Origin of the sequence: Pseudoflavonifractor sp. MSJ-37 (assembly GCF_018917965.1) — a bacterium.
Classification (GTDB): Bacteria; Bacillota; Clostridia; order Oscillospirales; family Oscillospiraceae; genus Pseudoflavonifractor_A.
Genome location: NZ_JAHLPP010000006.1, coordinates 53,050 through 70,623, shown reverse-complemented (window position 1 = coordinate 70,623; position 17,574 = coordinate 53,050). Strand labels below are relative to the sequence as shown.

Annotated in this window: 20 protein-coding genes; 5 read left to right on the top strand and 15 right to left on the bottom strand. The window is 62.1% G+C overall.

Going from position 1 to position 17,574, the window contains the following annotated elements; genetic code table 11:
• The first annotated feature begins 179 nt into the window (after positions 1–179).
• Positions 180–1,349, top strand: a complete 1,170-nt coding sequence (glf, locus tag KQI12_RS11085) for a UDP-galactopyranose mutase (protein WP_216573511.1) — start codon at positions 180–182, stop codon at positions 1,347–1,349.
• Positions 1,350–1,354: 5 nt separating this feature from the next.
• Positions 1,355–2,383: a glycosyltransferase family A protein gene (locus tag KQI12_RS11080; RefSeq protein ID WP_216573372.1), complete on the top strand. Its 1,029-nt coding sequence runs from the start codon at positions 1,355–1,357 to the stop codon at positions 2,381–2,383.
• 190 nt (positions 2,384–2,573) lie between these two features.
• On the opposite strand, the gene KQI12_RS11075 is transcribed toward KQI12_RS11080, so the two are convergent.
• The 12 genes from KQI12_RS11075 to KQI12_RS11020 all read right to left on the bottom strand — a co-directional run bounded on the left by KQI12_RS11075 (position 2,574) and on the right by KQI12_RS11020 (position 14,709).
• Entirely contained in the window at positions 2,574–3,971 is a 1,398-nt protein-coding gene (locus KQI12_RS11075; RefSeq protein ID WP_216573370.1) for an NAD(P)/FAD-dependent oxidoreductase, read from the bottom strand.
• 171 nt (positions 3,972–4,142) lie between these two features.
• Positions 4,143–4,706: a pyridoxal 5'-phosphate synthase glutaminase subunit PdxT gene (gene pdxT / locus KQI12_RS11070; RefSeq protein WP_216573368.1), complete on the bottom strand. Its 564-nt coding sequence runs from the start codon at positions 4,704–4,706 to the stop codon at positions 4,143–4,145.
• Position 4,707: 1 nt separating this feature from the next.
• Positions 4,708–5,583, bottom strand: coding sequence for a pyridoxal 5'-phosphate synthase lyase subunit PdxS (pdxS, locus tag KQI12_RS11065; protein WP_216573366.1), 876 nt, complete (start codon positions 5,581–5,583; stop codon positions 4,708–4,710).
• 106 nt (positions 5,584–5,689) lie between these two features.
• Positions 5,690–7,024 (bottom strand): nickel pincer cofactor biosynthesis protein LarC, encoded by a 1,335-nt coding sequence (gene larC, locus KQI12_RS11060; protein WP_216573365.1) that lies wholly within the window; start codon positions 7,022–7,024, stop codon positions 5,690–5,692.
• Positions 7,025–7,029: 5 nt separating this feature from the next.
• On the bottom strand, positions 7,030–7,791 hold the full coding sequence (gene larB, locus KQI12_RS11055) for a nickel pincer cofactor biosynthesis protein LarB (RefSeq protein ID WP_371818029.1): 762 nt from the start codon (positions 7,789–7,791) through the stop codon (positions 7,030–7,032).
• Positions 7,781–8,533: an ATP-dependent sacrificial sulfur transferase LarE gene (gene larE, locus KQI12_RS11050; RefSeq protein ID WP_216573363.1), complete on the bottom strand. Its 753-nt coding sequence runs from the start codon at positions 8,531–8,533 to the stop codon at positions 7,781–7,783. Before larE ends, larB begins: the two co-directional genes overlap by 11 nt.
• A gap of 287 nt (positions 8,534–8,820) precedes the next feature.
• The gene (locus KQI12_RS11045) at positions 8,821–10,356 is read right to left on the bottom strand and encodes a sodium/proline symporter (RefSeq protein WP_216573361.1); all 1,536 of its coding nucleotides are present in this window, start codon (positions 10,354–10,356) and stop codon (positions 8,821–8,823) included.
• A 191-nt stretch (positions 10,357–10,547) separates the two neighbouring features.
• Positions 10,548–11,159 carry a TetR/AcrR family transcriptional regulator gene (locus KQI12_RS11040; RefSeq protein ID WP_216573359.1) on the bottom strand — a complete coding sequence of 204 codons (612 nt, stop codon included), beginning with the start codon at positions 11,157–11,159 and terminating at the stop codon, positions 10,548–10,550.
• Between the two features lie 113 nt (positions 11,160–11,272).
• A complete protein-coding gene (locus tag KQI12_RS11035) occupies positions 11,273–12,379 on the bottom strand; it encodes a hypothetical protein (protein WP_216573357.1) in 1,107 nt (368 codons plus the stop codon).
• Between the two features lie 44 nt (positions 12,380–12,423).
• Positions 12,424–12,978, bottom strand: a complete 555-nt coding sequence (locus tag KQI12_RS11030; RefSeq protein WP_216573355.1) for a hypothetical protein — start codon at positions 12,976–12,978, stop codon at positions 12,424–12,426.
• A 23-nt stretch (positions 12,979–13,001) separates the two neighbouring features.
• Positions 13,002–13,379: a hypothetical protein gene (locus KQI12_RS11025; RefSeq protein WP_216573353.1), complete on the bottom strand. Its 378-nt coding sequence runs from the start codon at positions 13,377–13,379 to the stop codon at positions 13,002–13,004.
• 466 nt (positions 13,380–13,845) lie between these two features.
• On the bottom strand, positions 13,846–14,709 hold the full coding sequence (locus tag KQI12_RS11020; RefSeq protein ID WP_216573351.1) for a hypothetical protein: 864 nt from the start codon (positions 14,707–14,709) through the stop codon (positions 13,846–13,848).
• On the opposite strand from KQI12_RS11020, the gene KQI12_RS11015 reads away from it, so the two are divergent.
• The 3 genes from KQI12_RS11015 (at position 14,693) to KQI12_RS11005 (ending at position 16,343) form a co-directional block, all read left to right on the top strand.
• On the top strand, positions 14,693–15,016 hold the full coding sequence (locus tag KQI12_RS11015; RefSeq protein WP_216573349.1) for a hypothetical protein: 324 nt from the start codon (positions 14,693–14,695) through the stop codon (positions 15,014–15,016). The two genes, KQI12_RS11020 and KQI12_RS11015, sit on opposite strands and share 17 nt — an antisense overlap.
• Positions 15,017–15,395: 379 nt before the next feature.
• Positions 15,396–15,737 (top strand): DUF3221 domain-containing protein, encoded by a 342-nt coding sequence (locus KQI12_RS11010; protein WP_216573347.1) that lies wholly within the window; start codon positions 15,396–15,398, stop codon positions 15,735–15,737.
• A gap of 249 nt (positions 15,738–15,986) precedes the next feature.
• Entirely contained in the window at positions 15,987–16,343 is a 357-nt protein-coding gene (locus KQI12_RS11005; protein ID WP_147563446.1) for an endonuclease domain-containing protein, read from the top strand.
• Positions 16,344–16,525: 182 nt separating this feature from the next.
• Here the strand turns inward: KQI12_RS11005 and KQI12_RS11000 are convergent, their stop codons facing one another.
• From KQI12_RS11000 to KQI12_RS10990, 3 genes are read right to left on the bottom strand one after another with little or no spacing between them, the layout of a single operon-like run.
• Positions 16,526–16,702, bottom strand: coding sequence for a DUF4367 domain-containing protein (locus KQI12_RS11000; RefSeq protein ID WP_216573345.1), 177 nt, complete (start codon positions 16,700–16,702; stop codon positions 16,526–16,528).
• Positions 16,695–17,237, bottom strand: a complete 543-nt coding sequence (locus KQI12_RS10995) for an RNA polymerase sigma factor (protein WP_216573343.1) — start codon at positions 17,235–17,237, stop codon at positions 16,695–16,697. Before KQI12_RS10995 ends, KQI12_RS11000 begins: the two co-directional genes overlap by 8 nt.
• 3 nt (positions 17,238–17,240) lie before the next feature.
• Entirely contained in the window at positions 17,241–17,561 is a 321-nt protein-coding gene (locus KQI12_RS10990; protein WP_216573341.1) for a DUF6506 family protein, read from the bottom strand.
• Positions 17,562–17,574 lie beyond the last annotated feature (13 nt).

Sequence of the window (17,574 nt, the reverse complement as noted above, 5' to 3'; positions counted from 1 at the left end):
CCGTTTTCGACAGTTTGATCGAATCTTAATGGTTTTGGCGTTTTCTTTCCCGGTCAGATATGGTAAACTGGAGTCATCCAGCCGGGGAGGCGGTCTCCACGGCTCTTTTCCGGACAGCGGCATCCGCCGCCGTCCGTCTCACGAGCGGATCTATCTCGAACATATCTGAGGTGGCAATGATGCAGAACACATACGACTGTCTGGTCATCGGAGCGGGCTTTGCCGGAGCGGTCACGGCCCGGGAGCTGGCCGAGCGGGCCGGGAAGCGGGTCCTGGTGCTGGAGCGCCGGGACCACATCGCCGGCAACGCCTACGATCGGCCCGATGCGCACGGTATCCTGATCCATCAGTACGGCCCCCACATCTTCCATACGTCCAACGAGCGGGTGTATCGGTATCTCTCCCGGTTCACCCAGTGGCGGGACTACCAGCACCGGGTGGTGGCCCAGGTCCACGGCACGGAGATGCCGGTGCCCTTCAACCTGACCAGCCTGGAGCTGGCTTTCGGCAAGGAGAAGGCCGCCGCGCTGGAGGCCAAGCTCCTGGCGGCCTACGGCCCGGAGAAGAAGGTCACGATTCTGGAGCTGCGGAAGAACGGCGACCCGGAGATCGCCGCGCTGGCCGACTACGTGTATGAGAACGTGTTTCTCCACTATACCATGAAGCAGTGGGGCCAGACTCCGGAGGAGATCGACCCCAACACCACGGCCCGGGTGCCCGTGTTCCTGTCCCGGGACGACCGGTACTTCCAGGACCCCTGGCAGGGGATGCCGCTGGAGAGCTACACCAGCCTCTTCCGCCGGATGCTGGACCATCCGAACATCACCGTGGAGCTGGGCGCGGACGCCCAGGACCGCCTCTCCCTGAAAGAGGACGGTACGGTGGAGCTGGATGGCGCGCCCTTTGCCGGCCCGGTGGTGTATACCGGCGCGGTGGACGAGCTCTTCGGCTGCCGCTATGGCCGCCTGCCCTATCGGACGCTGGAGTTCCGGTTCGAGCACTATCCCGTGGACTTCTGGCAGTCCCACGGCACGGTGAACTACACCGTCAGCGAGGAGTGGACCAGGATCACCGAGTTCAAGTATCTGACCGGTCAGGAGGCCCCCGGAAGCACCACCATCGCCAAGGAGATCTCCCATCCCTACACCGGCGCGGCGGAGGAGACCCCCTATTACGCCATCATCAGCCCGGAGAACAACGCCCTGTACGGCCGGTACAAGGCTCTGGCGGACCGCTATGCGGGCCTGCACCTGCTGGGCCGTCTGGCGGAGTACAAATACTACAACATGGATGCCATCGTGGCCCAGGCCCTCGCCCTGAGCGACACGCTGGTGGAGAAGGGAGCCTGAGCCCCATGGAAAAGATTGTCACCTTTGCTGTCCCCTGCTATAACTCGGCGGCCTATATGGACCACTGTGTGGAGACGCTCCTGTCCGGCGGACCGGATGTGGAGATCATCCTGGTGGACGACGGCTCCACCAAGGACGACACCCCCGCCATCTGCGACCGCTATGCTCAGCAGTACCCCGATATCGTGAAGGTCATCCACCAGCCCAACGGCGGCCACGGAGAAGGCGTCAATCAGGGCCTGCGGAACGCCTCCGGCCTCTACTACAAGGTGGTGGACTCCGACGACTGGCTGGATACCGACGCCCTCCAGAAGGTCCTGGCCAAGCTGCGGGAGTTCGCCAAGCGGCCCGCCCCGGTGGACCTGATGATCTGCAACTACGTCTATGAGCACGTGGAGGACGATACCCAGAAGGTCATGCGCTATACCAACGTGTTCCCCGAGGGGAAGGTGTTCGGCTGGAGCGAGATCGGCCGCTTCCGGCCCTCTCAGTACCTGCTGATGCACTCGGTGATCTACCGCACGGAGATGCTCCGCGCCTGCGGGCTGGAGCTGCCCAAGCACACGTTCTATGTGGACAACATCTTCGTGTATCAGCCTCTGCCCTATGTCAAGACCATGTACTACATGGATCTGGACCTGTACCGTTACTTCATCGGCCGGGCGGACCAGTCGGTGAACGAGAAGGTCATGGTGGGCCGGGTGGACCAGCAGGTCCGGGTCACCCGCCTGATGATCGACGCCCACGACCTGCGGAAGGTCCAGACGGAGCAGCCCAGGCTGGGGCGGTATATGTTCAACTATCTGGCCATGATGATGACGATCTCCTCCATCTTCCTCATCATCGACGGCTCTCCGGAGGCCCTGGGGCAGAAGACCCAGCTCTGGGAGTACCTGCGGAGCGTGGACGTGCGGATCTATCATAAGATGAAGTACCGCGCCGTGTCCGCCGTGTCCAACTTCCCCGGCTATCAGGGCCGGAAGCTGTCCGTGCGGCTCTACCGTCTGGCCCGCCGGATCTATAAATTCAATTGAACCGCTGATGAGACAGAACGGCCCTCCACGGGAGCGCAAGCTCCCGTGGAGGGCCGTTTTGGCATTGGATGGACTTGGACGGCAGGTCGGAAGAACGATATGGACGGTTCGACACACGACCGAACAAAAACAGAACGAGCCCCCTGTCCGGCATCCGGGATGCCAGGCAGGAGGCTCGCGTTCGGTCAAATCATTTTTCCAGCCGGTCCGCGATGACGCGGGCGACCTTCACGCCGGAGGCGCCGGCCTGGGCCAGACCGCGGGTGACGCCCGCGCCGTCGCCGATGGCGAAGAACTTGGGCAGGGCGGTCTCCAGCTCGCCGGACAGAGCCAGGCGGGAGGAGTAGAACTTCACCTCCGCGCCGTAGAGCAGGGTGTCGTAATTGGCGGTGCCGGGGGCCAGCTTGTCCAGCTGGTAGATCATCTCGATGATGTCGTCCAGCTGGCGCTTGGGCAGGGCCAGAGACAGGTCGCCGGGGACGGCGGCGGTGAGGGTGGGCCGGACGAAGGACTTGCTCATCCGGTGCTCGTTGGTGCGGATGCCGGCCACCAGGTCGCCGAAGCGCTGGACCAGCACGCCGCCGGCCAGCATATTGGACAGGGAGGCGATGTGCTTGCCATAGCGGTAGGGCTCATTGAAGGGGGAGGTGAACCGGTTGGACACCAGCAGGGCGAAGTTGGTGTTCTCACTGCGGAGGGAGGGGTCGGAGTAGGAGTGGCCGTTGACGGTGTTGATGCCCTCCACGTTCTCCGCCACCACATGGCCGTAGGGGTTCATGCAGAAGGTGCGGACCTGGTCGCCGTACTGCCGGGTGCGGTAGACCAGCTTGGACTCGTACACCACGTCGGTGATGTGCTCGAACACCTTGGCGGGCAGCTCCACACGGACGCCGATGTCCACCTGGTTGTTGATCAGCTCCAGGCCCAGGCCCTTGCACTGGTTGGCGAACCACTCCGCGCCGGAGCGGCCGGGGGCGGCGATCAGCCAGGTGCAGTCCACCTGATCGCCCTTGTCGGTGACCAGACGGTAGCCCTCTGCGCCCAGATCCTCGATGTGCTCCACCGCGGTGCGGAAGCGGTACTCCACGTGCTCCTTCACGGTCTCGTAGATGCTCTGGAGGATCTTCAGATTGTTCTCCGTGCCCAGATGCTTGCACCGGGCCTGGAGAAGGTGCAGGTCGTGCTCCAGGGCCCGCTTCTCCAGCGCCTTGGCCTCGGGCGTGGAGGTGGAGAACACCTGCGTGGTGGCGCCGTGCTTCACGTTGATGGTGTCCACATAGTCGATCAGGTCCATGACCTCACGGCCGTCCATGAAGTCGGTGAGCCAGCCGCCGAAGGCGGTGGTAAAATTGTATTTGCCGTCAGAGAAGGCACCCGCGCCGCCGAAGCCGCACATGGTGTCGCAGACCTTGCAGTGGATGCATTCCTTCACCTTCCCGGCCACGATGGGGCAGCTCCGGGTGTAGATGTCGGCGCCCTGATCCAGCGTGACTACCTTCAGCTGAGGACAGCGGCGCATGAGCTCATAGCCGGCGAAGATGCCGGCCTCGCCGCAGCCGATGATGGCAACGTCATAGCGTGTGTTCATGTGCGATCTCTCACTTTTCTCATAAAGATTTATTGTGGGAGGACTGGACGGTCCTTCCCAATATGCTATTATAGCAAAAGAGCGGACCGTTTGCAACGAAAAACGGCCGCGGGGACGGTCCCTTCGGTCTTTTCGGCCGGAAGGACCGTCCCCGCGGGACAGAGAAGGCGTTCACGCGCCGATCATATCCAAAAAATGCCGGTGGATCGCCGGGTCGTCGTTCAGCTCCGGGTGGAAGGCTGTGACCAGCAGCTTCTCCTGCTGGGCGGCCACGATGTGCCCGTCCACCTGAGCCAGCACCGCCGTGCCGGGCCCGGCGGAGACGATGTAGGGGGCCCGGATGAAGGTCATGGGCCGGGGCCCCAGCCCCGCCACCTCCGCGGTGGTGGAGAAGCTGCCCAGCTGACGGCCATAGGCGTTGCGCTTCACCCGGATGTCCATGGCGGCGAAGCAGGGGACGCCTCCCTCCACCTCCTTGGCCAGCAGGATCAGCCCCGCGCAGGTGCCGAACACGGGCAGGCCGGACCGGATCCGCTCCCGCAGGGGCTGGAAAAGGTCCAGGTCCCGGAGGAGCTTGCCCATGACGGTGCTCTCCCCGCCGGGGAGGATCAGGCCGTCCAGCCCCCGGTCCAGGTCCCGCCGCTGGCGGATCTCGAAATGCTCCGCTCCCAGCCGGTCCAGCATGGCGGCGTGCTCTGCGAAGGCGCCCTGGAGCGCCAGGATCCCGATGGCCATCTTACTTGCCCCGCTCCGCCATGAGGATGGCGATCTCGTTCTCGTTGATGCCGACCATGGCCTCGCCCAGGTCGGTGGAGAGCGCGGCGAGCTTCTTGGCGTCGGTGAAGTTGGTGACGGCCTGCACGATGGCAGCGGCCCGCTTGGCAGGGTCGCCGGACTTGAAGATGCCGGAACCCACGAACACGCCCTCCGCGCCCAGCTGCATCATCAGAGCCGCGTCGGCGGGGGTGGCCACGCCGCCGGCGGCAAAGTTCACCACCGGGAGCTTCCCGTGCTCGTGGACGTATTTCACCAGCTCCACGGGGACCTGGAGCTGCTTGGCGGCCTCATAGAGCTCGTCCTCCCGCAGGTTCTGGACCCGGTGGATCTCGGCGTTCATGGCCCGCATATGGCGCACGGCCTGGACCACGTCGCCGGTGCCCGGCTCGCCTTTGGTGCGGATCATGGACGCGCCTTCGCTGATCCGGCGCAGGGCCTCGCTCAGGTCCCGGGCGCCGCAGACGAAGGGCACCTGGAACTGGGTCTTGTCGATGTGGTACACGTCATCGGCGGGGGAGAGGACCTCGCTCTCGTCGATATAGTCGATCTCGATGGCCTCCAGGATTTGGGCCTCCACGAAGTGGCCGATCCGGCATTTGGCCATGACCGGGATGGAGACGGCCTCCTGGATGCCCCGGATCATCTTGGGGTCGCTCATGCGGGAGACGCCGCCGGCGGCCCGGATGTCCGCGGGGATCCGCTCCAGAGCCATGACGGCGCAGGCGCCGGCGGCCTCGGCGATCCGGGCCTGCTCCGGCGTGGTCACGTCCATGATCACACCGCCCTTGAGCATCTGGGCCAGTTCTTTGTTCAGTTCATAGCGTGTCTTTTCCATCTGTGGTGTCCTCCGTTCGATATTCAGTGAGGACAGGATACCACATCGTGGCCATATTTAAATATCCAGATATCGATAATCCGATGAGGTCAGAATAACGAAGGGGTCAGCGGGGGAGCCGCTCCTTCACCTGACGGAGGCTCAGCCCCTGCTCCCGGGCGATCTTGGCCAGGTCCTCATACTCGTACTTGGACCGCTCCGCGCCGTAGCCGGAAGCCGTCTTGCGGCGGACAGGCCCGAAAACAGTCTGCACCGCTTCGACGCTCCGGCGGAGGACATAGCGCTGGAGCTTCGCCTCCCGGACGCCCAGGGTGGTGGTGTGCCGGAAGAGGAGGGCCAGCATGGCCTCCCGGTCGGCCTCGGTACAGAGGACCTGGATCATGGTGCCGGGGCGGGACTTCTTCATGCCGACGGCACTGGTGTACACGTCCAGCGCGCCGCCGGCCAGCAGCTCCTCCACGGCGAAGCCCAGCTCCTCGCCGGTCATGTCGTCCAGATCGCAGGAGAGCTCCAGCACCTGATCGGTGTGGTCGGCGGAACGGCCCAGCATGGCCCGGACACAGTTGGCGGCGGGGAAGTCCTTTTTGCCCATGCCGTAGCCCACCGCCTGGAGCTCCATGGCGGGCATCTCGCCGAAACGGGTGGCGAAGTGCTTCAGCAGGGCGGCGCCGGTGGGGGTACACAGCTCCCCCTGGATGGAGCCGCCGTAGATGGGCACGCCCTGGAGGATCGTGGCGGTGGCGGGGGCCGGCACGGGGAGGATGCCGTGGGCGCAGTGGACGTGGCCGCTGCCCACATGGACGGGGGAGACCACCACCTCATCGGGGGCGAGCTTGTCCAGAAGCAGACACACGGCGGTGACGTCGGCGATGGCGTCCATGGTGCCCACCTCGTGGAAGTGGATCTCGGTGACGGGCATCCCGTGGGCCTTGCTCTCAGCCTCGGCGATCAGGTCATAGACGGCCATCACGTCATCCTGCACCCGCTCCGGCAGGGCCAGATGGCCCCGGACGATGTGCTCGATGTCATGGAGGCCGCTGTGATGGTGATGATGCGCATGGTCGTGTCCATGCTCGCCATGGTCATGGGGATGCTCATGGTCATGTCCGTGTCCGCCGTGGTCGTGGGGATGCTCGTGGTCATGTCCGTGTCCGCCGTGGTCGTGGGGATGCTCGTGGTCATGTCCGTGTCCGTCGTGGTCGTGAGGATGGTGGTGGTCGAAGCTCTCCTCCTCCTCGCCGTCCACGGTGACGGCCATGTGAGTGCCGGTGATGCCGCACTTCACGGCGGGCTCGGCGCGGAAGGCCACGCCGGGGAGGCCCAGAGCGTCCAGCTCCTCCAGGAACGCCTTGCGCTCCGCCTCGGGCAGGAGCTCGTACAGGGCGGCGGTGAGCATATCGCCGGCGGCGCCCATGCCGCAGTCCAAGTAAAGAGTCTTCATGCGAGTCAGTCTCCTTTTTTCGTATCCATGTGGTTGATCATACTGGCCAGATAGCCCGCGCCGAAGCCGTTGTCGATGTTCACCACCGACACGCCGCTGGCGCAGGAGTTGAGCATGGACAGCAGGGCGGACAGGCCGTGGAAGGACGCGCCGTAGCCGATGCTGGTGGGCACGGCGATCACGGGGCAGTCGGCCAGACCGCCGATCACGCTGGCCAGAGCGCCCTCCATGCCGGCGATCGCCACGATCACACTGGCGCTCATGATGTCGTCCATGTGGGCCAGGGTCCGGTGGAGGCCGGCCACGCCCACGTCGTAGAGCCGCGTCACCCGGTTGCCCAGCACCTGAGCGGTGAGGGCGGCCTCCTCGGCCACGGGGATGTCGCTGGTGCCGCCGGTGGCCACCACCACCGTGCCGATGCCGCCGGGCTCCGGGATGGGACCGGCGATGCCCACCTGCGCGTCGGCGTGGTAGTCCAGTGGGAAGGACTCCATCACCCGCTCCGCCTTCTCCGGGGAGAGGCGGGTGACCAGGACCGTGTCCTGCCCGTGGTCTCTCATCACACTAAGGATGCCTACGATCTGCTCCGGGGTCTTGCCGGCCCCATAGATGACCTCGGCGGCCCCCTGACGGACCTTCCGATGGAGGTCCACCTTGGCGTAGCCGATGTCCTCGAAGGGCTGTTCCTTGAGCGTCAGCATGGCCTGCTCGATCGGGAGGGAGCCGTCCTTCACGGCCTCCAGGAGCTGCTTCAGATCAGTTTCCACCGCGCACCTCCAGATCCAGCAGGACCTCGCCGTACCACTGTTTCAGGGCAGAGAGGACCTCCGCCCGGTGTTCCAGCAGACGGGGGAGCTGGTCCTCCGGGAGCTGGAGCTTGGCCCGTCCATCCAGCCAGCGGACCCGGAAGTCGGTGAAGCCCAGGGCGAAGAGGGCGCCCTCCGCTGCCTCGGTCCGGGACAGGATGTCCCCAGTGATCGGGACGCCGGCGGGCACCCGGGTGGCCAGACAGGCATAGGCGGGCTTGTCCCAGGTGAAGAGCCCTGCCTCTTTCGAACGGCGGCGGATCTCGGCCTTGGTGAGCCCGCACTCCCGCAGGGGAGAGCGGACGGCCATCTCCCGGAGCGCCCTCATGCCGGGACGGTCCCCAGCGTCGTCAGAGGCGTTGGTGCCGTCCAGCAGGACGTGGAAGCCATCGGCCCGGGCGGCGGCCAGGATGGTGGAGAACACCCGCTTCTTGCAGTGGTAGCAGCGGTCGGCGGGGTTGGCGCACACCTCGGGGGCGGCCAGCACGTCTACGGGGAGCACGGCCATGTCGGCCCCCAGCTCCCGGGCCAGCCGCAGAGCGTCGTCCAGCTCGAACTGGGGCTGGAAGGCGGACTTCACGTAGTAGGCCTTGACCTTCGCTCCGCTCCGGATGGCCTCATAGAGCAGGTAGGAGGAATCGACGCCGCCGGAAAAGGCCAGCGCTACAGAGGGCTCCTCTCGGAAAAAATCTTGCAGTGTCATAGTGATACCTCTTGTCATCAGGGTCTGGAAGCGAGCGGGCGCAAAAAAGGCATATGCCGCCCTTCGGGACGGACATATGCCTCATACAGCATGGATCATCGTGCGGGGGTCGAGACGCCTGGGTCACAAGGGCGCTTCAGCGCCCGCCATCCGCTTCCTGCGAACGTTCCCTGATATGATAGCAAAACCGGGGGCGGCTGTCAACGGGGACCGTGGAGAGCGGATCGCCGATCGAGACAGGAGACCGCCCCGGCCGCTGATAGCCGGGGCGGTCTTTCTCCCATCTCCTACTTGTTATAGGTATCGAACTGGTCGGTGACGGCCTTGCCGGGGGCGGGGGTCAGCAGGGAGACCACCACGATCGCCACACAGGCGCACAGGAAGGCGGGCAGAAGCTCGTAGATCGCGAAGGCGCCGCCCATGGGCGCGATCAGATACTTCCAGATAAAGACCATCCCGGCGCCCACGACCATCCCGGCCAGCGCGCCCCACTTGTTGGACCGCCGCCAGAACAGGGAGAACAGCACCACCGGGCCAAAGGCCGCGCCGAAACCGGCCCAGGCGAAGGACACCACCCGGAACACAGAGCTGTTGGGATCCCAGGCCAGGAACACGCCCACGATGGCGATGGCGATGACGGTGCCCCGGGCCACCAGCATGGCCTGTTTGGGAGCCATCTTCACCTTGCCGAAGCCCTGGATCAGGTCCTGAGACACGCTGGAGGCCGCCGCCAGGAGCTGGGAGTCGGCGGTGGACATGGTGGCCGCCAGGATGCCGGACAGGATGATGCCCGCCATCAGGGCCAGGAACAGGCCGTGCTGGCTCATCAGGTCGGCCAGCTTGATGATGATGGTCTCGGACTCGGAGCTGGTGGTCAGCATGGGCAGCTTGCCCACCTTGGACACGCTGTATCCGATCACGCCGATGAACACGGCCACGCACATGGACAGGACCACCCAGATGGAGGCGATGCGGCGGGAGGTGCTCAGCTTGTTGTCATCCTCGATGGCCATGAACCGGAGCAGGATGTGGGGCATGCCGAAGTAGCCAAGGCCCCAGGCCAGAGTGGAGGCGATGCTCAGCCCGCCGAAGGAGGAGGCGGTGCCGCTGGCGGCGTCATAGCCCTGGGTCATGTTCAGATAGCCGGGGAGGGCTTTGGCGTTGGCCGCCACCACGTCCAGACCGCCGGCCTGCTGGATGCCGAACAGGACGATCACGATCAGGGCGATGGTCATGAAGATGCTCTGGATCAGATCGGTGGTGGACACGGCCAGGAAGCCGCCCAGCACCGTATAGCCGATGATGACGACCGCGCCCACCACCATGGCCACATGATAATCCACGCCGAACAGGCTGTTGAACAGGGTGCCCACCGCCTTGAAGCCGGAGGCGGTGTAGGGGATGAAGAAGATCAGGATCGCCAGCGCCGCGATGCAGGAGAGCAGATCCTTCTCATCGCCGTAGCGCTTGGAGAAGTAGTCCGGCACGGTGATCGCGTTGAGCCGGGCGGAATACCGGCGGATCCGCTTGGCCACGATCAGCCAGTTCAGATAGGTGCCCACGGCCAGGCCGATGGCGGTCCAGCCCACCTCGGCCATGCCGCAGAGATAGGCCAGTCCGGGCAGGCCCATGAGCAGGTAGCTGCTCATATCGGAGGCTTCGGCGCTCATGGCGGTGACCACGGGGCCCAGCTTGCGGCCGCCCAGGTAGAATTCGTGGGAGCTGTCTCCGCTGCCCTTTCGGCTGAAGTAGACGCCCACCAGGACCATGGCCAGCAGATAGACGACGATCGTGGCTACGATCAGGAGCTGTGCGCTCGTCATAGTTATCCTCTCCTCTTTCGTTCTTCCACCGCACACAGAGGCGGCAGACAGTTTCGCACATTTTACCACAAAAGAGGATGGAATGAAATACAGAACGATGTATAGAACAAAGTCTGTACATCGTCCTGCATTTATTGGTGGGCTGACTGTGATACAAAGGATCTGCGCTGTACTTATATTAGATTTACGATCTATACAGTTTGCACGAATTTTTCCGGACCGGTCCGGAAGCCGGAGAAGAACATGGGCATCATGCTCTGACCGTACTTGCGGAGGGAGTAGCTGCCCCGGGAGAGGCACCAGTCGTAGATCAGGGCCCGTTCGCACAGGGCGTACACCTGCACCATCTCGTTGACGGTCACGTCCCGGCGGAGTTCCCCCCGCTCCTGCCCCTGGAGGACGATCTGCCGCAGGAGCTTGTAGTAGAACCGGTCGTGGTCCAGCAGGTGCTTTTCGCCCCGGGTGGTGAGCTGGGTGGAGTAGAGCCGGGCCAGGAGCTCCAGAGACACCGAGTCGTCGATCATGGCGAAGAGCTCCCGGTTCAGGTACATGAGCTGGTCGAAGCGGTCCATGTCCGGGTCCATGGTCTCCATGAGCTCCTCATACTTCTGGTCGAACAGATAGGACAGGGAGGAGAGGAGGGCGTCCTTGCCCTCGAAATAGTGGTAGAAGGACCCCCGGGAGGTGCCGGAGGCCTCGATGATCTCCTCTACGGTGGTGTCGTCGTAGCCCTGCTGATAGAACAGCTGCCAGGCGGCCTGGATGATCCGTCCCTTGGTGTTGCGGGCATTTTTCTTGGCCATGATGCGCCTCCTGATGACATGATATGACCCCGGGGAGATCGCGTGGGATCGTCCCCGGGGTCTCATCCATCGACCATCATACGGGATGAGGGCCGCCTTTGGCAAGTCCTATTTCACTTGGAACGAGGTCGAAGCTCCGGAGCCTGGATCAGATACAGGGCTCCGGCCTCGGGCTGCCAGGCCAGGAAGGAGCCGTCCTCCAGTCCCCGGTACTGGGTATAGGCGGCGGGGAGGTCCACCCGCACGGCGCGGAGCGCGCCGTCCCCGGGGACCACGGCCCAGGTCTGCCAGTCCTCATCATTGCCCAGAGCCGCCGTGCCGCCGGAGCAGAGCCGGGAGAGCTCCGTCTCCGTCTGGGCCAGCACCACACCGATGGGATCCAGCAGACGCAGGCCGTCCGGGGCGGAGACCAGCGCTCCGCCGGTCAGGGGACAGGCCCCATAGATCTGCCCGTCGCCCACGGGCGTCTCCGTCACATTGCCCGCCCCGTCGATCTGGCAGAGCACCGTGCCGTCCTGCCCCTTGGCGGCGAAGAGGCAGAGGCTCCGGTCCCCGGAGGGGATCAGGAGGGTGGACGCCGCGTCCGCCTTGAGCACGGTGCGGGCCTCATCGGTCTCCGCCAGATCCACGCCGTGGGAACCGCCGTCGGGATCGTACCAGCTGACGGCCAACGTGCCGTCCAGGTCCGCCAGCTTGGGGTCATCCTCCCCGAAGCCGAGGCAGGCGCCAGTGCGGAGCGTGGCCGGATCCCCGCCGGTCCGGTCACAGCGGAGGACCTCATAGGGACAGCTCTCCGCTCCGGCGTCCAGATGGACCAGCGTCCAGGCCACGCCCTCCGCCCCGGTCAGAGCCGCGCCGGAGCAGTACACGCCCGCCTCCAGATCACGGGTCCACAGGGTCTCGCCGGTGTCCCGGTCCCAGAGGATCAGGGAGCGGCTCTCGGTGGAATAGCCCTCCTCCCGGAAGCCGTCCTCGCCCTCGCGGAGCGGGTGGACCCGGGCGAAGAGGACCTGGCTCCCGGAGGCGTCCAGCAGCTCCAGCGTCTCGCCCTCCGCCGTCTGGAGGGACAGACCGATCGGCTGGGCGGCCCAGACCTCCGCCTCGGGCGCGGTACTGGGCGCGGGGCTTGGCGTAGGTGTCCCGGCGGGGGCCGCGCTTCGGCATCCGGCCAGCAGGAGGCCGGGGAGGAGCATCAGAGGGAGCACACGGGTGCGGTCCATAGAGGATACCTCCTTCACGTTCGTGGATGCGGGGCGGGAGCGGGTCAGAGCTGGACGCCCTGGCCCTGCTCCAGCCAGCGCTGGAAGTCGGACTGGTAGAGCTGGGACCCGGCCGAAGACTCGGTCTCATAGCCGCCGGTGAAGGTCAGGCCCCCGTCCTCCGCCCGCTGGAGCACCACCACGGGGAAGCGGGCCTCGGGCGGGACCATCCAGCCGTCCTCCACGGTGTCGTCGAAGAGGACCAGCTTGTCCGGGTCCGCCGCCTTCAGGCGGATCGGGGCCCGGAAGAGGAGATAGGCGGCCCTATCGGCGGGATAGACCTCCTCCAGCGTCACAGCGCCGGTCCGGAGTTCGGTGAACGTGGTGGGGTCCTCCGTATAGGACGCCTGAGCGGCATCATAGGACTCCAGAAGCGCCGCCCAGAGGGGCTGGGCCAGAGCCTCCACCTGCTCGGCGGCGTCCGCATCGATATCTGAGGCGGGAGAGGTGACACTGGGCGCGGGGCTTGGCGTAGGCGACCCGGCGGGGGCCGCGCTTCGGCACCCGGCCAGCAGGAGGCCGGGGAGGAGCATCAGAGGGAGCACACGGATGCGGATCATGGGTATACCTCCTTCCTCAAGTCTCATTCGGATCGAAGTTGACGAAGATGGGATCTTTGGTCTGGAGGCGGAAGGCCAGGAGGCCGCCGTCCCGGTCCTGATAGAGCGTGCCGCCCCCGGCGGAAGAGATAAGCGTCCGTGCCCGTCTCCGCCTGGAGGAAGTAGACGCCGTCCTCCTGCGCGTGGATGGTCCCCCGGCCCAGGAGCGCGCCGTCCTGATAGCGGTACCAGCCCCCTTCTGTCGGAAAGGTCAGACGCTCCGCCGCCGTGGATGCGCCCAGCGTGTAGGTCCCCCGGAGCGGCGCGGGCTGGTCCGGATGGGCGGCACGCCATTGGACCGCGTTCCCTGCCAGCGAGACGGCCAGCAGGAGAGGGAGGCGGCGTTCGATCATATCAGTCATGAGAGGACTCCTTATATCACGAGAGGGACGCATGGGAGATCACCATCCTAAGAATATAGAGAGATAAACAAAAAACTTTATTTTAGATTACAAAAGTAGTTAAAAGAAAGCTCTTTGGCTAGGTGTGTAGATCAATCGCTGCTACCTACAGTCACATCGAGTTCAACTCTAAAAATTCCCTTCTGCGTCGAACTTTGTGCAGTCTTGTTATCGAATTTGTTGCCATGCGTATCGATGCTTAGTGCAAAATAGTTCGATGTGTTACGAATGGGTCCCGTTACTTCGGCATAATGGGCTCGAAGATCTGATGGGAGCGATCCGAGTTCTCCATTCGTGATCGTAGTACGAGTTTTTTGACCAGACAAGAGGGAAGATAGAAAACCAGCGGCAGCATAAGGATGGATGTACATACTGTACGGATGTGAGAGCGGTCCTCCATCTGTTATCTCCTGCTTATGGCCTTGCTCTAGAATTCGCTCGTCGAAGCTGCGGTGCGGACGCGAACACGGCCGGAGAAAGCATTGCCGGAAGTGCCGATGATAGAGATGTATCTGCGCCCGCCTCCGATATTACTGAGACAAAGATCTCTGTAGTCCTGAGAACCAGCGGCAACAGTAAATTCGCTCTGCTTAGCGCCGGTATAAGAGTCGGAAGTGATCCTGACAGTGATGGAGGTCTTGCCGGTATTGTTCACCCAAACACGGTAATGGCGTTCGGTGCCAGGAACGTCAAAGTAGTCGGTCCAGCTTCTGCTGCCATCCTCATTGAACGTTTCATCAAGGCGGATATCATGGGCGATGAACATTTGGGAGAGTGAGTACGGCGGGCCGTTATGATCATCATGCTCACTCACGATATCGACCTCAGTACCCACCTTGATGCCGGGCTCGACATAAAGAGTGTAGTCGTCATAGTAGAACGAGATCTCACGTTGAGTCCTCCAATCGACGATGGTGAAGCCATCCTCATCCATACGGAGGACTGTCCCATGGTAGTTCTTTTTGAGTTCATCTCTGCGATGGGTGATGAATATCTGGAAGATCGGGTATGGCGGGTCGCCATATTCCTCATGCTCACTCACGATATTGACATCGGTGCCTATCTTGATGCCGGGTTCGACATAAAGAGTGTAGTCACCATAGCAGAACGGGATCTTATAATGGGGCCCCCAGTCGAAGATAGTGAGGCCGTCCTCATCTGTACGGAGGACTGTCCCGTAGTATTCTTTGGCGATGATATGGGACTTCTGCTCATCCAGAGGGTGGGCGCAGACATAAAGGATCCGTGCGATAAGGAGCAGAAGAAGAGCAAGGATGATTTTTTTCTTCATATGGTACACCCCCATATGTGACAGAGGGCTGATCTTAAAGATCGACCTCCTTCTCGCCGTCGATCACATCGCTCCCCTTGGAGCTGGTGACGGTGACGGAGTAGACCAGACGATAAGTTCCGCCGAGATGCGGTCAGAGACACTCATCGCCCGGACCTTGAGCTGGCAGGTGACGGCGTTCCCGTTCCGGGAGATCGAAGGAGTGATCCTGGCCTGGCTGTTCCATCTTGCGGCGGCCATCGCGCCAATCGAACAGAGCATGGACAGGATGACAAGGAGAGAGAGCACGCGTTTCTTGAACATGTGAGATGCCTTCTTCCTGTATAAAATGGGGGATTCTCTGGCTTGATAGTACCATATTCTGCATCGATCCGTAAATAATTTTTTAAGAAATTTTATTTTTATAAAAAATGAGTGTACAAATCTAAGGCCATCCAGCTTCTGTTTTTTGGATGTCCCTGACGCAGACGCTAGACACGAAAAAGTCCCTTTATTCGTATAACGTTTGAGCGGACGGTTTTGTGACACGTCAAAATAGACAAATCAGAGGCGACGATCTTGGCACCGAAGAAAAAGAAAGAGCTCCAGCCAAAATGGTCGGTGTTCTTGTAGTTTATCCGGCCATATGAGATAATATGGAGCCAATCAGACCTGAAAATCGGTATTTGACGAAGGAGTGTGATTGTATGAAAAAGTTGATAGCATTGATTTTAGCATTGGTTTGTGTTCTCTCTTTGGTTGGTTGCAGCAACAGAAGCATGAATTACATCATCAGCAACGAGCCAAGCATTACAGGTATTGTCAAAGAAACGAATGAAAATGCCACCCTGATTGAAAATGATGATGGTGAATATTGGGTATCTCTGAATGTGGAGAACAAGGATAGTGTGACCAATTTCAATGTCGGTGACGAAGTTGTGGTCTATTACGATGGCAATGTTGCAGAAAGCTATCCGATGCAGATAAACACGGTCTACGCTATCACATTGAAAACTCCTGCTGACAGAACGGAGAACACCAAATCTTGAATATAGAAAAGGAATGTGATCGTATGAAAAAAATCTACATACATAATCGGAAGTATTGAAATGATCGTTGGTATTATTTTGCTGTTCATTGTATCAATCATTAAAGGATCATATAATTAAGCCAATTGCGGTTTGTCGAACAGATAACAAAGGCGCACTTCTATACACCGTTCGGTGTAGTGCATTACGCGCGGAACTTGGCTCTCCCTTTGGGAGAGCTGTCGGCGCAGCCGACTGAGAGGGAAAAACATGACCATACCAAAGGACAACAGTCAACTGGAAAACGCCCGGCGGTTACGCAGTGAGATGACACCCCACGAACGAAAGCTATGGTATCTTTTCCTCCGCAAATATCCGGTGAAGATTTATAAACAGCGAATCATCGGGAGATTTATCGTAGACTTTTATTGTGCTTCTGCCAAGTTAGTTATTGAATTGGATGGTTCTCAACACTATGAGCCTCAGGGGATGGCCTATGATTCTGAGCGTTCCGCATTTTTGACAGCGCTTGGATTGGAGGTCCTGCGTTTTTCCAACCGAGATGTTGATATGGATTTTCGCGGCGTGTGCACACAAATTGATATCACCATTCAAAAACGCCTGTAAGACCCTCTCAGTCACCTTCGGTGACAGCTCTCCCAGAGGGAGAGCCAAGGGGGCTGCCTGCAACTGTGTCATATGCCATATTAGCATAAAGAAACGGAGCGTATCCGCACCGATACGCTCCGTTAACTGTCTTACGAACGCCCCGCTGATTGGCTGGAGCTCTTTGCCCCGGATCATTCGATTTAGGATATTTTTTGGATACTTTTGGCCATTTTCATCAATTCGTCTGTGGGGAGGATACCGCTCAGACAAAAGGCGGCATCTTCTGCTTCATCATACCAGATCACCGTACTGATATCATCGGCCTCGATCCCGGAATACAGCGCGGCGCGGAGGAGGGCGTCGAAGTCGTCATCCATCGTACCCCTCCTCCCGCAGACACAGGATCAGCCGCTGACGGGAGCGCTCCACCCGCTTCCGGGCGGCGGCCTCGGTGATGCCAAGGGCCCTGGCGATGTCCCGGTGGCTCCACTCCAGCAGGAAGCGGAGCTCCAGCACCTCCCGGTCGCCGGGGGGCATGGAGCGGATCAGCTCCACCAGCCGGGCGTGGGCGCTCCGGCTCTCGGTGGTCTCCGGCGCGGGAGGGTCCCAGTCCTCGGGCATCGCGGTCAGGCGCTGCTCCTTCCGGCGCATATCCAATGCGGCGTGTTTCGTGATCGTGACGGCCCAGGGGCCGATGGCCGCCCGGTCCGTGTCGTAGAGACGCCGAAGCGTCGGGAACTGCCGCAGGATGGCGACCATCACGGTCTGGAGCCCGTCCTCGGCACGGCGCGGGTCCCCCAGTGTCTGGAGGAGCAGCGCGTACAGCCCGTCCTCATACCGGCGGTGGAAGGCCCGGAACAGCTCCCGGTCGTCCTCCTCCGGCAGGACGGAGAGGTCCAATAGGATCAGCATGGATCAGTGGCCCCAGAAGGCCCGGGCGGCGTCCAGCTGGTCCGGGGGACAGACCACATAGCTCACGGTGAGCCGGTGTCCGGCGGCGTCGTACATCCGCCGGGCCAGGTCCTCCCCGAAGGCTCCGCAGACCTCCAGGGCCCCGAAGCCGGCGTCGGCCAGCTCCACGGCCTTGGCCAGAGCCTCCTCCGGATCCCGGACGGTGAGGATGTGGGCCTCGGTGCCGTCGCTGGTGGTCAGGAGGGCCCGGTCCTTCTCCGGGTCGTGGCAGGGGTTCATGATCAGGATCGCGTATTTGCGCATAGCGTCTCGTTTCACCTCCATCCTACCAGAAACG

What these genes read in the sequence shown, in the direction of transcription:
- glf (WP_216573511.1), top strand. Translation starts at nt 180, where the DNA reads ATGCAGAACACATACGACTGTCTGGTCATCGGAGCGGGCTTTGCCGGA.
- KQI12_RS11080 (WP_216573372.1), top strand. Translation starts at nt 1,355, where the DNA reads ATGGAAAAGATTGTCACCTTTGCTGTCCCCTGCTATAACTCGGCGGCC.
- KQI12_RS11075 (WP_216573370.1), bottom strand. Translation starts at nt 3,971, where the DNA reads ATGAACACACGCTATGACGTTGCCATCATCGGCTGCGGCGAGGCCGGC.
- pdxT (WP_216573368.1), bottom strand. Translation starts at nt 4,706, where the DNA reads ATGGCCATCGGGATCCTGGCGCTCCAGGGCGCCTTCGCAGAGCACGCC.
- pdxS (WP_216573366.1), bottom strand. Translation starts at nt 5,583, where the DNA reads ATGGAAAAGACACGCTATGAACTGAACAAAGAACTGGCCCAGATGCTC.
- larC (WP_216573365.1), bottom strand. Translation starts at nt 7,024, where the DNA reads ATGAAGACTCTTTACTTGGACTGCGGCATGGGCGCCGCCGGCGATATG.
- larE (WP_216573363.1), bottom strand. Translation starts at nt 8,533, where the DNA reads ATGACACTGCAAGATTTTTTCCGAGAGGAGCCCTCTGTAGCGCTGGCC.
- KQI12_RS11045 (WP_216573361.1), bottom strand. Translation starts at nt 10,356, where the DNA reads ATGACGAGCGCACAGCTCCTGATCGTAGCCACGATCGTCGTCTATCTG.
- KQI12_RS11040 (WP_216573359.1), bottom strand. Translation starts at nt 11,159, where the DNA reads ATGGCCAAGAAAAATGCCCGCAACACCAAGGGACGGATCATCCAGGCC.
- KQI12_RS11035 (WP_216573357.1), bottom strand. Translation starts at nt 12,379, where the DNA reads ATGGACCGCACCCGTGTGCTCCCTCTGATGCTCCTCCCCGGCCTCCTG.
- KQI12_RS11030 (WP_216573355.1), bottom strand. Translation starts at nt 12,978, where the DNA reads ATGATCCGCATCCGTGTGCTCCCTCTGATGCTCCTCCCCGGCCTCCTG.
- KQI12_RS11025 (WP_216573353.1), bottom strand. Translation starts at nt 13,379, where the DNA reads ATGACTGATATGATCGAACGCCGCCTCCCTCTCCTGCTGGCCGTCTCG.
- KQI12_RS11015 (WP_216573349.1), top strand. Translation starts at nt 14,693, where the DNA reads ATGATTTTTTTCTTCATATGGTACACCCCCATATGTGACAGAGGGCTG.
- KQI12_RS11020 (WP_216573351.1), bottom strand. Translation starts at nt 14,709, where the DNA reads ATGAAGAAAAAAATCATCCTTGCTCTTCTTCTGCTCCTTATCGCACGG.
- KQI12_RS11010 (WP_216573347.1), top strand. Translation starts at nt 15,396, where the DNA reads ATGAAAAAGTTGATAGCATTGATTTTAGCATTGGTTTGTGTTCTCTCT.
- KQI12_RS11005 (WP_147563446.1), top strand. Translation starts at nt 15,987, where the DNA reads ATGACCATACCAAAGGACAACAGTCAACTGGAAAACGCCCGGCGGTTA.
- KQI12_RS11000 (WP_216573345.1), bottom strand. Translation starts at nt 16,702, where the DNA reads ATGGATGACGACTTCGACGCCCTCCTCCGCGCCGCGCTGTATTCCGGG.
- KQI12_RS10995 (WP_216573343.1), bottom strand. Translation starts at nt 17,237, where the DNA reads ATGCTGATCCTATTGGACCTCTCCGTCCTGCCGGAGGAGGACGACCGG.
- KQI12_RS10990 (WP_216573341.1), bottom strand. Translation starts at nt 17,561, where the DNA reads ATGGAGGTGAAACGAGACGCTATGCGCAAATACGCGATCCTGATCATG.